We start from the raw sequence: 14,135 nt of genomic DNA on the forward strand, positions 1-14,135 counted from the left end.
ATAAATGGTGTTAAAAAAGCAAAGCCTTCCATTTTCATAGAAGGCCTTGCAAAAGTATTTAAAAAAATCTGATTAAGCTTCCACTTCCTCAGTTTTTGAAGCCATAAGGCGATCAAATTCTTCCTGAGAACCTACACGGATATTTTCGTATTCGCGTAAACCTGTTCCTGACGGAATTAAGTGACCAACAATAACGTTTTCTTTCAGGCCAAGCATTAAGTCTTTCTTACCTGCTATAGCTGCTTCGTTCAGTACCTTGGTAGTTTCCTGGAACGATGCTGCTGAAATGAACGATTTTGTACCTAATGATGCTCTTGTGATACCTTGTAACATTGGGCTTGAAGTTGCTGCAATTGCATCCCTTACTTCAACTAAAGCTAAATCTTTACGTTTTAAGATAGAGTTTTCGTCCCTTAGTTTCCTCAATGATATGATCTGACCAGCTTTTAATGTTGCAGAATCACCTGGCTCAACAACAACTTTCTTATCAAATATCTCATCATTTTCGGTCATGAAATCCCAGCTATCAACTGCTTCCCTTTCAAGGAAACGGGTATCGCCGGCATCTTCAATGGCAACTTTCTGCATCATCTGGTGAACGATCACCTCAAAGTGCTTATCGTTAATTTTCACACCCTGTAAGCGGTAAACTTCCTGAATACCGTTAACAAGATACTCTTGTACTGCAGCAGGGCCTTTAATTGCAAGGATATCTGCCGGAGAGATAGAACCATCAGACAATGGCATACCTGCTTTAACAAAGTCGTTATCCTGTACAAGAATGTGTTTAGACAATGGCACCAGGTATTTCTTAACCTGGCCGTCTTTACTTTCGATAGTGATCTCGCGGTTACCACGTTTAACACCACCTAAAGTTACCACACCATCAATTTCGGTTACTACAGCCGGATTAGATGGGTTACGTGCTTCGAATAACTCGGTTACACGTGGTAAACCACCTGTAATATCTCGCGTTTTACCGGTTGAACGAGGAATTTTAGCAATAACTTGTCCGGTTTGTAGTTTCTCACCTTCTTCAACAGAAATGTGGGCACCTACCGGGATGTTGTATCCTTTAATGATGTTTCCTTTGCTATCAGCTATCTGTATAACAGGGTTTTTAGTTTTATCCCTGGTATCGATAATAACCTTTTCGCGGTGACCGGTTTGCTCATCACTTTCCTCGCGGAACGTGATACCTTCCAATACTGCCTCGAAAGTGGTAATACCTGCAAATTCAGAGATAATAACCGCATTGTACGGATCCCATGAACAGATACGGTCGCCTTTTTCAATTTTGCTGCCATCTTTCACATACAGGTATGAACCGTATGGAATGTTGTTGGTAACAATAACTTTATTAGTACCCGGCTCAATGATACGGAACTCGCCAGAACGGCCTAATACCACATCAACTATACCATCCTCAGTTTTATATTCTACTGTACGTACGTTCTCAAATTCAATGATACCTTCAAACCTTGCGTTGATCTGTGACTCAGCCGCGATGTTTGAGGCGGTACCACCCACGTGGAATGTACGTAGTGTTAACTGTGTACCCGGCTCACCAATTGACTGTGCAGCAATTACACCAACAGCTTCACCCATTTGCACGCGTTTACCGCTTGCAAGGTTACGGCCGTAGCATAAAGCACATACGCCACGTTTGCTTTCGCATGTTAATACCGAACGTATCTCAACACCCTCTAAAGGTGAATTTTCTACTTTCTTAGCAATCTCTTCGGTGATATCTTCACCTGCAGAAATTAATAATTCGTTAGTGATAGGATCGTGAACATCATGCAGTGTAGTACGACCTAAAATACGATCGTATAACGGCTCAACAACATCCTCGTTATCTTTTAACGCGGTTGTGTAGATACCTCTTAAAGTACCGCAATCAACTTCACCAACAATCATATCCTGGGCAACGTCATGCAACCTACGGGTTAAGTAACCAGCATCCGCTGTTTTTAACGCCGTATCCGCCAAACCTTTACGCGCACCGTGGGTAGATATGAAGTACTCTAATACCGACAAACCTTCTTTAAAGTTTGAAAGGATAGGGTTTTCGATGATCTCACCACCTGAACCTGATTTTTGAGGCTTAGCCATCAAACCACGCATACCTGCAAGCTGACGGATCTGCTCTTTAGAACCACGCGCACCAGAGTCAAGCATCATGTAAACAGAGTTGAACCCTTGGTTATCATTGCTCAGGATGTTCATTACATTCGCTGTTAAGCGGTTGTTAATACGTGTCCAGATATCGATGATTTGGTTGTAACGCTCGTTGTTGGTAATGAAACCCATGTTATAGTTACCCATAACATCTTCCACTTCTTTAGAAGCCTGTGCTATCAAAGTAACCTTTTCTTCAGGAATGTTGATATCCTTCAGGTTAAATGATAAACCACCCTGGAATGCCATACGGAAACCTAACTCCTTAATATCATCAAGGAACTGGGCAGCGCGTGCCATACCGGTCATTTTAACAACTTCACCAATAATATCACGCAGTGATTTTTTGGTTAACAGTTCGTTAATATAACCAACTTCTTCGGGCACATGCTGGTTAAATAGCACACGGCCTACAGTAGTTTCAATTATTTTAGAAACGATGATACCATCGCGTTCTTTAATTCTTCCTTTAACCTTGATAAAGGCGTGCAGATCGATCTTTCTTTCGTTGTAAGCGATAATTACCTCTTCGGCAGAATAGAAAGTTAAACCTTGTCCTTTTACAATACGTCCTTCGTCAGTTTTACGGCCTTTGGTTATGTAGTACAAACCAAGCACCATGTCTTGCGAAGGTACTGTAATAGGCGTACCGTTAGCAGGGTTTAAGATGTTGTGTGATGCAAGCATTAATACCTGGGCTTCCAAAATTGCTGCGTTACCAAGTGGTACGTGCACAGCCATCTGGTCACCGTCAAAATCCGCGTTGAAGGCGGTACAGGTTAACGGGTGCAATTGTATAGCCTTACCTTCAACCAGTTTTGGCTGGAAAGCCTGGATACCCAACCTGTGCAGCGTAGGCGCACGGTTTAATAATACAGGGTGGCCTTTTAATACGTTTTCCAAAATATCCCAAACTAATGGGTCTTTACGGTCAACAATTTTCTTGGCAGATTTTACTGTTTTAACCACACCACGCTCAATCATCTTGCGAATGATAAATGGTTTGAACAGCTCAGCAGCCATATCTTTTGGTAAACCGCACTCGTGTAATTTAAGGTTTGGCCCTACAACAATTACCGAACGTGCCGAATAATCCACACGTTTACCTAATAAGTTTTGACGGAAACGGCCTTGTTTACCTTTCAGGATATCTGAAAGTGATTTCAATGCACGGTTACCTTCGGTTTTAACCGCGTTAACTTTACGTGAGTTATCAAATAACGAATCTACAGCTTCCTGTAACATACGTTTTTCGTTACGTAAAATAACTTCCGGTGCTTTTATCTCGATCAAACGTTTTAAACGGTTGTTACGGATAATTACACGGCGGTATAAATCATTCAAATCGGATGTAGCGAAACGGCCACCTTCCAATGGTACTAACGGGCGTAATTCAGGAGGTATAACAGGAACAATCTTAACGATCATCCAAGATGGGTTATTCTCTATCCTTGTAGCCGCGCCACGGAAAGCTTCAACAACCTGTAAACGTTTTAAAGCTTCGTTTTTACGTTGCTGAGAAGTTTCGTTAGCTGCCTGGTGACGAAGATTGTATGACAACTCATCTAAATCGATGCGGCGTAATAATTCTTCAAGCGCCTCGGCACCCATTTTAGCCACAAATTTTTGTGGGTCTTTATCATCCAGGTATTGGTTTTCTTTTGGTAAAGTATCCAATATATCCAGGTATTCTTCTTCTGTAAGGAAATCCATTTTGGAAATGCCGTCAGATTCTTTAATACCAGGCTGAATAACTACATATCTTTCGTAATAAATGATCAGGTCTAACCTTTTTGTAGGTAAGCCCAACAGGTAACCAATTTTATTTGGCAACGAGCGGAAATACCAGATGTGCGCAACAGGCACCACCAAGTTGATGTGGCCCATACGCTCACGGCGAACCTTTTTCTCAGTTACTTCAACACCGCAACGGTCACAAACAATCCCTTTGTAACGGATACGTTTGTATTTACCGCAATGGCATTCGTAATCTTTAACCGGACCGAAAATACGCTCGCAGAACAAACCATCACGCTCGGGCTTGTAGGTACGGTAGTTAATGGTCTCAGGTTTTAAAACCTCACCGCTTGAACGCTCAAGGATAGATTCCGGAGAAGCTAAACTGATCGTAATTGTGGTGAAATTACTCTTGATTTTATTATCCTTTTTGTAAGACATAGTCTCCTTTGTTTTTAATTATTGAAGGAATGAATTATTGACTTATTGATTGAGGAACTGAATTATTCGATAATTCAATCCCTCAATAATTCAATAATTATTCTAATGTGATATCCAAACCTAAACCTCTTAATTCGTGAACCAATACGTTGAATGATTCCGGAACTGATGGTGTTGGCAGGTTTTCACCTTTAACAATAGCTTCATAAGTTTTGGCACGGCCGATAACATCATCCGATTTAACGGTTAATATTTCCTGCAGTATGTTTGATGCACCAAATGCCTCAAGTGCCCAAACCTCCATCTCACCAAAACGCTGACCACCAAACTGGGCTTTACCACCCAATGGCTGTTGTGTAATTAATGAGTATGGCCCGATAGAACGCGCGTGCATCTTATCATCAACCATGTGACCAAGTTTAAGCATGTAGATAATACCTACAGTAGTTTGCTGGTCAAAACGGTCGCCTGTTAAACCATTGTATAAATAGGTACGGCCAGATTCTGGTAAGCCCGCTTTTTTAACCCACTCTTCTACTTCGGTATGGCTTGCACCATCAAAAATAGGAGTAGCGAATTTAACACCAAGCTCTTTACCTGCCCAACCTAATACTGTTTCATAGATCTGGCCAAGGTTCATACGTGAAGGTACACCCAGTGGGTTCAACACAATATCAACCGGGGTACCATCTTCTAAGAAAGGCATATCCTCGTCACGTACAATACGTGCAACAATACCTTTGTTACCGTGGCGGCCCGCCATTTTATCACCCACCTTAAGCTTACGCTTTTTAGCGATGTAAACTTTAGCCATTTGTACGATACCAGATGGAAGCTCATCACCTACGCTGATGGCAAACTTATCGCGACGGTAAGCACCCAGTTCTTCGTTCACTTTAATGTTATAGTTGTGAAGCAAAGTTTTTATCTGGTCGTTCTTATCATCATCAGTTGTCCATTTTGTTGGGTTGATGCTTTCGTAATTAAGCTCAGTCAGAATTTTCTGAGTGAATTTAACACCTTTAGCCACAAACAACTCTTTGTAAACATTGTAAACACCTTGTGATGTTTTGCCGTTAACAATCTCAAATAACTTCTCGATCAAAGTATTTTTAAGATCTTTTACAGCTTTATCATGTTTAGCATCAAGTTTTTCAATTTGCGCCTTTTCTTCCGCCTTAGTGGTTTTTTTAGCACGGCTGAATAATTTTGTATCGATAACAACACCCGCGATAGACGGCGGAGTTTTTAAAGATGCATCCTTAACGTCACCTGCTTTATCACCAAATATGGCACGTAACAGTTTTTCTTCCGGTGAAGGATCTGATTCACCTTTTGGAGTGATCTTACCTATCAGGATATCGCCTTCTTTAACCTCGGCACCAACACGGATGATACCGTCTTCGTCAAGGTCTTTAGTAGCTTCTTCTGATACGTTAGGGATATCCGGTGTCAATTCCTCTTCGCCGCGTTTAGTATCACGTACTTCAAGTTCAAATTCTTCAACGTGAAGTGATGTGAATATATCCTGAGACACTACACGCTCAGATATTACGATTGCATCCTCAAAGTTGTAACCTTGCCAAGGCATGAATGCCACTTTCAGGTTACGACCTAAAGCAAGCTCACCATTCTGGGTTGCATAGCCTTCGCAAAGCACTTGTCCTTTTTCAACACGCTGACCTTTCTTAACGATAGGTTTTAGGTTGATGGTAGTGCTCTGGTTAGTCTTTTTAAATTTAGTTAACAAGTAGCTTCTTGTATCGCCGTCAAAAGAGATCAAACGATCCAGTTCGTTACGGTCATACTTAATTTTGATCTCGTTAGCATCAACATACTCAACCACACCATCGCCTTCGGCGTTGATAAGGGTACGAGAGTCTTTTGCCACACGGCCTTCCAAACCTGTACCAACAATTGGCGCTTCGGGGCGTAACAATGGTACGGCCTGGCGTTGCATGTTTGATCCCATCAAGGCACGGTTAGCATCATCATGTTCTAAGAACGGAATTAATGATGCCGCGATTGATGTAATTTGATTTGGAGCAATATCCATCAAATCCAGTTTATCAGGGTCGATAATAGGGAAGTCACCTTCAAAACGTGCTTTTACACGTGGATTAGCGAATACACCTTTATCATCATAGTAAGCATTTGCCTGGCCAATGGTTTTACCATCTTCATCTTCTGCAGATAAGTAGATAACCGGTTCATCAACCTGTACCTTACCGTCAACCACACGTTTGTATGGTGTTTCGATGAAGCCTAAGTTGTTGATCTTGGCGTGTACGCAAAGTGAAGATATCAAACCAATGTTCGGTCCTTCCGGGGTTTCAATAGTACACAACCTACCGTAGTGGGTGTAGTGTACGTCACGAACCTCGAAACCTGCACGCTCACGAGACAGACCACCGGGCCCAAGGGCTGACAGACGACGCTTGTGCGTGATCTCTGCCAGTGGATTGGTTTGGTCCATGAACTGTGATAACTGGTTTGTTCCGAAGAACGAGTTGATCACAGATGATAGTGTACGTGCGTTGATCAGGTCAGTTGGTGTGAACACCTCGTTATCACGAATGTTCATACGCTCACGAATGGTACGCGCCATACGTGCTAAACCAACACCAAATTGTGCATAAAGTTGCTCACCAACAGTACGAACACGACGGTTTGACAAGTGATCAATATCATCCACCTCAGCTTTTGAGTTGATTAATTTGATCAGGTATTTCACAATCGCGATGATATCCTGTTTGGTTAAAACCTTAGTTTCTTCTGAAGTGCTAAGTTTCAACTTACGGTTGATGCGGTACCTGCCCACATCTCCCAAATCGTATCTTTTATCAGAGAAGAATAAACGATCGATGATACCACGAGCTGTTTCTTCATCAGGTGGTTCAGCGTTACGTAACTGGCGATAGATATGCTCAACCGCTTCTTTCTCTGAGTTTGAAGTATCTTTTTGTAACGTATTATATATAATAGTATAATCACCGCTGGTGGCAGCATCTTCCTTGTTAAGGATGATGGTTTTAACACCGGCATCAATGATCATATCAATATGGTCATCTTCCAATACGGTTTCGCGCTCAAGGATGATCTCGTTACGGTCAATAGATACCACTTCACCGGTATCCTCATCCACGAAATCTTCTACCCATTTTTTAAGCACCCTTGCAGCAAGCTTACGGCCAATGAATTTCTTCAAGCCAGATTTGCTTACTTTAACCTCGTCTGCAAGCTCAAATAATTCTAATATATCTTTATCAGAATCGTAGCCTATTGCACGAAGAAGCGTAGTAACCGGGAATTTCTTTTTACGGTCAATGTAAGCATACATCACGTTATTAACGTCTGTAGCAAACTCAATCCACGAACCTTTGAAAGGTATAACACGTGCCGAGTATAATTTTGTACCGTTGGTGTGGCGGCTTTGGCCAAAGAATACACCAGGTGAACGGTGTAACTGTGATACAATTACACGCTCGGCGCCATTGATAACAAATGTACCTTTAGGCGTCATGTAAGGGATAGTTCCCAGGTACACGTCCTGTACAATTGTTTCAAAATCTTCGTGTTCGGCATCATTACATGATAAACGAAGTTTTGCTTTTAATGGCACACTGTAAGTTAACCCGCGCTCAATACACTCGCGTATATCGTAACGTGGCGGATCAATAAAATAATCAAGAAACTCTAAAACGAAGATGTTCCTTGAATCTGAAATAGGAAAGTTTTCGGCAAATACTTTAAACAACCCCTCTTTGTAGCGGTTGTCTGACGTGGTTTCCAATTGAAAAAATTCCTGGAAAGATTGTAACTGTACATCCAGGAAATCGGGGTAATCAAGTACCTTTCTGCTGGTTGCAAAGTTTACTCTTTGGTTATTTTGGTTTGCCAAGGTGTTATAATTTTAGTTTATTAAACCTGTGTTTTAGATATGAGATATTAGACGTGAGATTTGAGACAGACGTTGAAATCTTCATTTTGACGCAAGATTTTCATATCTCATATCTTACGTCTCAAATCTAAAGTATATAAACAGCAATAGACCCCGACCAAAAATGGTCGGAGTCTGATGCTATTGTGTGAGTGGTTAAATTATTTAACCTCAACTACTGCTCCGGCTTCCTCTAATTGAGATTTCAAAGATTGAGCTTCTTCTTTAGTTACGCCAGTTTTAACCTCTTTAGGTGCACCGTCAACTAAATCTTTAGCTTCTTTCAAACCTAAGCCAGTTAAGTCTTTTACTAATTTAACAACTGCTAATTTTGAACCACCTGCTTCTTTCAGGATTACGTCAAATGCAGTTTGCTCAGCCGCAGCTGCAGGAGCGTCATCGCCACCACCAGCAGCCGGTGCAGCAGCAACAGCTGCAGCAGCTGGCTCAATGCCATACTCGTCTTTCAAGATCTGAGCTAATTCGTTTACTTCCTTTACTGTTAAGTTTACCAACTGTTCAGCAAACGCTTTTAAATCCGCCATTTTATTTTTTATTTTTACTTAATGCTTTTTTGTTTAAATCGAACTTTAAGGTGTTCGTTAACCTCTTTCTTGTAATGTTTTTACAACACCTGCTAATATATTTCCGCCTGATTGTAATGCAGAAATAACGTTCTTGGCTGGTGATTGCAATAAGCCTACTATCTCGCCAATCAATTGTTCCTTTGATTTTAGTTTGGTCAAAGTATCTAATTGATTATCGCCGATAAATATCGCTGAATCAATGTATGCTGCTTTTAAAACTGGTTTATCACCTTTTTTCCTTAAAGCTTTGATCAACTTTGCCGGGGCAGTTGCTGATTTTGAGAAAAGGATTGATGAAGAACCTTTTAATACATCATATATCGGGGAAAAATCACCTTCTGCGGCTTCCATAGCTTTTCTGATCAAGCTATTTTTTGCAACCTGCATGGTGATATCAGCCTCGAAACATTGACGACGGATATTATTCACTTTTGCAACCGTTAGATCAGCTGTATCGGTAATATAAAAATTACCGTACTCTTTAATCTGATCAGCAAGGGCAAGAACAAGGTCGTGTTTTTCTTCTTTATTCATGATTAAATTCCCGCTACTGATTTAGTTTCAATTGTAATTCCCGGCGACATTGTTGAAGAGATATGTATGCTCTTAAAATATGTGCCCTTTGCTGCTGATGGTTTTAATTTAGAGATAGTTTGCAATACTTCTAATGCATTCTCATAAATTTTATCAGCAGAGAAAGATGCTTTTCCTATTGAAGTGTGGATGATACCGGTTTTATCAACCTTGAAATCGATCTTACCACCTTTTACCTCAGTTACAGCTTTACCAACTTCTGGTGTTACTGTTCCTGATTTAGGGTTAGGCATAAGGTTACGTGGGCCTAATATTCTGCCCAAACGACCTACCTTAGCCATAACGCTTGGCATAGTGATGATAATATCAACATCAGTCCATCCGCCTTCAATCTTGGCAATATAATCATCCAAACCTACGAAATCCGCACCTGCGTCTTTAGCTTCTTGCTCCTTATCTGGAGTACAAAGCACCAACACACGTACAGTTTTACCGGTTCCATGAGGCAATGTTGCAATACCACGTACCATTTGATTGGCTTTACGAGGGTCAACACCTAAACGCACATCTATATCAACTGATGAATCAAATTTGGTATTGGTTAATTCCTTTACCAATGATGACGCATCTTGTAATGTATACGATTTATTAGCCTCAATTTTGGAGAGTGCCGCTTTTTGATTTTTTGTTAATCTAGCCACTGTCTTAAACTGATTTGTATTAATTAATTACTCCAGGGTGCCGTACCTGATACGGTTATCCCCATACTGCGGGCAGTACCTGCCACCATTTTCATGGCTGATTCTACTGTGAATGCATTCAAATCAGTCATTTTATCCTTGGCAATGTTCTCAACCTGTTCCCAATTTACATTGGCAACTTTTTTACGGTTGGGTTCAGCCGAACCACTCTTTAAGCCAGTTGCTTCTAAAAGCTGTATAGCTACAGGAGGGGTTTTGATGATAAAATCGAAAGACTTGTCGACATAAACAGTAATAACTACAGGTAACACTTTACCAGGTTTATCCTGGGTACGTGCGTTGAACTGCTTGCAAAACTCCATAATGTTCACACCTTTTGCACCCAATGCTGGGCCAATTGGAGGAGATGGGTTTGCAGCGCCGCCCTTCACTTGTAGCTTTACCATCGCACCGACTTCTTTTGCCATTTTGATTTGTTTTAATTATAACTCAATGTTAGTAAGTGGAAGCTAAGTAACATTTAAGATCGTTAGGTTTGAGATATTAGATAGGAGATTTGAGACTCGTACCAGGTTATTCAAACCTTTATATTGTTATATTTATTGTTTAGTATCCTCAATATGACCCTTAGATGTTTCATCATCTAAAATCTCACATCTCCTATCTAAACTTATTCTTTCTCTACCTGCATGTAATTCAATTCAAGCGGCGTACGGCGCCCGAAGATCTTTACCATTACTTTTAATTTCTTTTTCTCTTCGTTAACCTCTTCAATCACACCGCTAAAACCGTTGAATGGACCATCCATTACCTTAACGTTTTCGCCAACGTAATATGGAACATTCATTGTTTCGCCTTGAGCGCTCATCTCATCAACCTTACCTAAAATACGGTTAACTTCGGCCTGGCGTAAAGGGATAGCGTTGCCTTGTTTATCACCTAAAAAGCCTATAACGCTGTTCACATTTTTAATAATGTGCTCCAGCTCGCCATCAAGTGCGGCTTCCATCAATACATAACCTGGAAAATAGTTACGCTCTTTAGCGATCTTTTTCCCGTCACGCATCTGGTAATATTTTTCGGTAGGAATAAGTACTTGCGGCACTAAGTGTGTTATACCTAACCTGCTTATTTCCGCATCTATATATTGCTTTACCTTTTTTTCTTTACCACTGATGGCCCTAACTACGTACCACTTTAATTGATCACTCATCTATATATAATTAGGTTAGTGAAGTATAAAACTGATTAAGCAGGTAGCCTATTATCTGGTCCATACCAAAAATGACCATAGCAATAATCATTGCAGCTATTAACACCAATACGGCGCTGTTTTGCAATTCTCTCCAGGTTGGCCAGGTTACTTTCTCGGTCAACTCAATGTATGATTCTTTAATATATTCAGCTACGCCTGCCATTTTACTAATTGCTTATGCACGGGAACAAGGATTCGAACCCTGATCAAAGGTTTTGGAGACCTCTATTCTACCGTTGAACTATTCCCGTGTATACTATCTCCTTAAAAAGGAAATTTGTATTGTATTTGCTTATTGTGAATAAAGTACCGAGACAAAAGCCCCGGTACTTTATACAAAATTAACCGTTTTGCTACCCATTTAAGGGTATGTAATTATGCTAATATTTCAGTTACCTGACCAGCACCTACTGTTCTGCCACCTTCACGGATAGCGAAACGTAAGCCTTTTTCCATAGCAATAGCGTTGATTAGCTTTACAGTGATAGTAACGTTATCACCTGGCATAACCATTTCTACACCTTCTGCCAATGAAATTTCACCGGTTACGTCAGTTGTACGGAAATAGAATTGTGGACGGTATTTGTTGAAGAATGGAGTGTGACGGCCACCTTCTGCTTTTGATAATACGTAAACCTCTGCTTTGAAATCAGTGTGAGGAGTTACTGAACCTGGTTTGCAAATAACCATACCCCTGCGGATATCAGTTTTTTCAATACCACGTAACAATAAACCTACGTTATCACCAGCTTCACCTCTGTCAAGGATCTTGCGGAACATTTCCACACCTGTAACAGTTGATTTTAAGTTTTCAGCACCCATACCAAGGATGTCTACTTGCTCGCCTGAGTTAATAACACCACGCTCGATACGACCAGTTGCAACAGTACCACGACCAGTGATCGAGAATACGTCTTCAACAGGCATCAAGAAAGGAAGATCAGTTAAACGTGGAGGGATAGGGATCTGTGTATCTACAGCATCCATAAGCTCCATAATTTTATCTACCCATTTAGGCTCGCCGTTAAGGCCACCTAATGCAGAACCTTGAATTACAGCGATATCATCACCTGGATAATCGTAGAATGATAATAATTCGCGGATTTCCATTTCAACAAGTTCTAACAATTCTGGATCATCAACCATGTCAACTTTGTTCATAAACACAACCAATGAAGGCACACCAACCTGGCGGGCTAACAAGATGTGCTCACGGGTTTGAGGCATTGGACCATCAGTAGCGGCAACAACAATAATTGCACCGTCCATTTGAGCCGCACCTGTAACCATGTTTTTCACATAATCCGCGTGACCTGGACAGTCAACGTGTGCATAGTGACGGTTTTGCGTTGAATACTCAACGTGTGCTGTATTGATTGTAATACCACGTTCTTTTTCTTCAGGAGCTGAGTCAATCGAATCGAATGAACGAGCTTCAGAGAAACCTTTGTCAGATAATACCTTAGTAATAGCTGCGGTAAGGGTTGTTTTACCGTGGTCAACGTGACCGATTGTACCGATGTTTAAGTGCGGTTTGCTACGGTCAAATTTTTCTTTTGCCATGATTTATATTTGTTTGTAGGTTAATTTATTATTAATTATAATTTGTATTCAAAATTATGAGCCAACAATGGGATTTGAACCCATGACCTCTTCCTTACCAAGGAAGTGCTCTACCCCTGAGCTACGTCGGCTTGTTTTGTTCATTGGTTCACTCGTTGCTTAGTTCACTGGTCTTTTACGGCTGCCCTTAATGAACAAATGAACTAACCGACTAATGAACCAACCGAGCGGAAGACGAGGTTCGAACTCGCGACCTATAGCTTGGAAGGCTATCGCTCTACCAACTGAGCTACTTCCGCAAAAATAGTTAGTGAATCACTGACTTAGTGATTGAGCGATTTAAAAATCTACAATTCACTAATTCAATAACTCACTAATTACAAGTGGGGGGAGAAGGATTCGAACCTTCGTAGCCGAAGCAGCGGATTTACAGTCCGCCCCATTTGACCGCTCTGGTATCCCCCCATTGTTGATTTCGGATTTATGATGTTCAAAGTTGAAGCTAAACATCACTCTTCCGAAATAAACAGAGCCTCCTATCGGGATCGAACCAATGACCTACTGATTACAAGTCAGTCGCTCTACCAGCTGAGCTAAGGAGGCTTAAATTGTCACCATAACCTTGTTACCTTTACAGGTCTTTCCGGCTTTTGGTTGCAAATTAATATTGCGCTATTTTTTTCTTTTAAAGAACCACCCTTTTAATAAACCAGAGATGATTAAACCCTCTCTGAAAGGGATTGCAAATCTACAAAAATTTAAACCCGTACAAAATATTTTTGCAAAAAAAATCGGCAGGCTTTAAACCTGCCGATCCGGGCTTCATTTTTGCCCTCGTATATGCTTAAAAATCATCTGTTTCCGCAATTAGCGCCGCTTTTTTTACGGCTTCGGCTGCAATAGATTTTTTTGTTTTGTGTTTTTCTATCTGCTTGCGAAGGCTCTCTACCACCAAATCTGTAGCCTCTTCAAACGTTTTGCACTTCTCTTTGGCAAAAATTTGGTTCCCGGGCAGCATAAGCTTTATCTCTGATATCTTATTAGCCTCATCCTCTACATTCTCTAATTTTAAATAAACTTCCCCGCTTATTATGTGATCAAAAAACGTTTCCAGCTTGTCTACTTTCTTTTGGATAAAATCCAACAATTTCTGATCTGCACTAAAGTGAATAGATTGCACTGTAATTTTCATTTTT

At 40.8% G+C, this 14,135-nt stretch carries 10 protein-coding genes and 5 tRNA genes; all 15 read right to left on the reverse strand.

Features of this window, described 5'->3' with window-relative positions; translation table 11 throughout:
• Window positions 1-72 precede the first annotated feature (72 nt).
• Window positions 73-4,359, reverse strand: coding sequence for a DNA-directed RNA polymerase subunit beta' (gene rpoC / locus NPE20_RS23415; protein ID WP_256541137.1), 4,287 nt, complete (start codon window positions 4,357-4,359; stop codon window positions 73-75).
• Window positions 4,360-4,456: 97 nt separating this feature from the next.
• Window positions 4,457-8,260: a DNA-directed RNA polymerase subunit beta gene (rpoB, locus tag NPE20_RS23420; RefSeq protein WP_256541138.1), complete on the reverse strand. Its 3,804-nt coding sequence runs from the start codon at window positions 8,258-8,260 to the stop codon at window positions 4,457-4,459.
• Window positions 8,261-8,460: 200 nt separating this feature from the next.
• On the reverse strand, window positions 8,461-8,844 hold the full coding sequence (gene rplL, locus NPE20_RS23425) for a 50S ribosomal protein L7/L12 (protein WP_191176019.1): 384 nt from the start codon (window positions 8,842-8,844) through the stop codon (window positions 8,461-8,463).
• Between the two features lie 57 nt (window positions 8,845-8,901).
• Window positions 8,902-9,420 (reverse strand): 50S ribosomal protein L10, encoded by a 519-nt coding sequence (rplJ, locus tag NPE20_RS23430; protein WP_256541139.1) that lies wholly within the window; start codon window positions 9,418-9,420, stop codon window positions 8,902-8,904.
• A 2-nt stretch (window positions 9,421-9,422) separates the two neighbouring features.
• Window positions 9,423-10,121, reverse strand: a complete 699-nt coding sequence (rplA, locus tag NPE20_RS23435; RefSeq protein ID WP_256541140.1) for a 50S ribosomal protein L1 — start codon at window positions 10,119-10,121, stop codon at window positions 9,423-9,425.
• A 23-nt stretch (window positions 10,122-10,144) separates the two neighbouring features.
• Window positions 10,145-10,588 (reverse strand): 50S ribosomal protein L11, encoded by a 444-nt coding sequence (rplK, locus tag NPE20_RS23440; RefSeq protein WP_256541141.1) that lies wholly within the window; start codon window positions 10,586-10,588, stop codon window positions 10,145-10,147.
• 203 nt (window positions 10,589-10,791) lie between these two features.
• The gene (gene nusG / locus NPE20_RS23445) at window positions 10,792-11,334 is read right to left on the reverse strand and encodes a transcription termination/antitermination protein NusG (protein ID WP_129876900.1); all 543 of its coding nucleotides are present in this window, start codon (window positions 11,332-11,334) and stop codon (window positions 10,792-10,794) included.
• 10 nt (window positions 11,335-11,344) lie between these two features.
• Window positions 11,345-11,539, reverse strand: coding sequence for a preprotein translocase subunit SecE (secE, locus tag NPE20_RS23450; RefSeq protein ID WP_256541142.1), 195 nt, complete (start codon window positions 11,537-11,539; stop codon window positions 11,345-11,347).
• Between the two features lie 17 nt (window positions 11,540-11,556).
• A tRNA-Trp gene (locus tag NPE20_RS23455) sits at window positions 11,557-11,627 on the reverse strand.
• 124 nt (window positions 11,628-11,751) lie between these two features.
• A complete protein-coding gene (gene tuf, locus NPE20_RS23460; protein ID WP_256541143.1) occupies window positions 11,752-12,939 on the reverse strand; it encodes an elongation factor Tu in 1,188 nt (395 codons plus the stop codon).
• Between the two features lie 59 nt (window positions 12,940-12,998).
• Window positions 12,999-13,070 (reverse strand) — tRNA-Thr (locus tag NPE20_RS23465).
• Between the two features lie 95 nt (window positions 13,071-13,165).
• Window positions 13,166-13,238, reverse strand: a tRNA-Gly gene (locus tag NPE20_RS23470).
• An 85-nt stretch (window positions 13,239-13,323) separates the two neighbouring features.
• Window positions 13,324-13,404 (reverse strand) — tRNA-Tyr (locus NPE20_RS23475).
• Window positions 13,405-13,469: 65 nt separating this feature from the next.
• Window positions 13,470-13,542 (reverse strand) — tRNA-Thr (locus NPE20_RS23480).
• Between the two features lie 241 nt (window positions 13,543-13,783).
• On the reverse strand, window positions 13,784-14,131 hold the full coding sequence (gene hpf, locus NPE20_RS23485) for a ribosome hibernation-promoting factor, HPF/YfiA family (RefSeq protein ID WP_256541144.1): 348 nt from the start codon (window positions 14,129-14,131) through the stop codon (window positions 13,784-13,786).
• Between the last annotated feature and the right edge of the window lie 4 nt (window positions 14,132-14,135).

The organism is Mucilaginibacter aquariorum, from assembly GCF_024498135.1.
GTDB lineage: Bacteria > Bacteroidota > Bacteroidia > Sphingobacteriales > Sphingobacteriaceae > Mucilaginibacter > Mucilaginibacter aquariorum.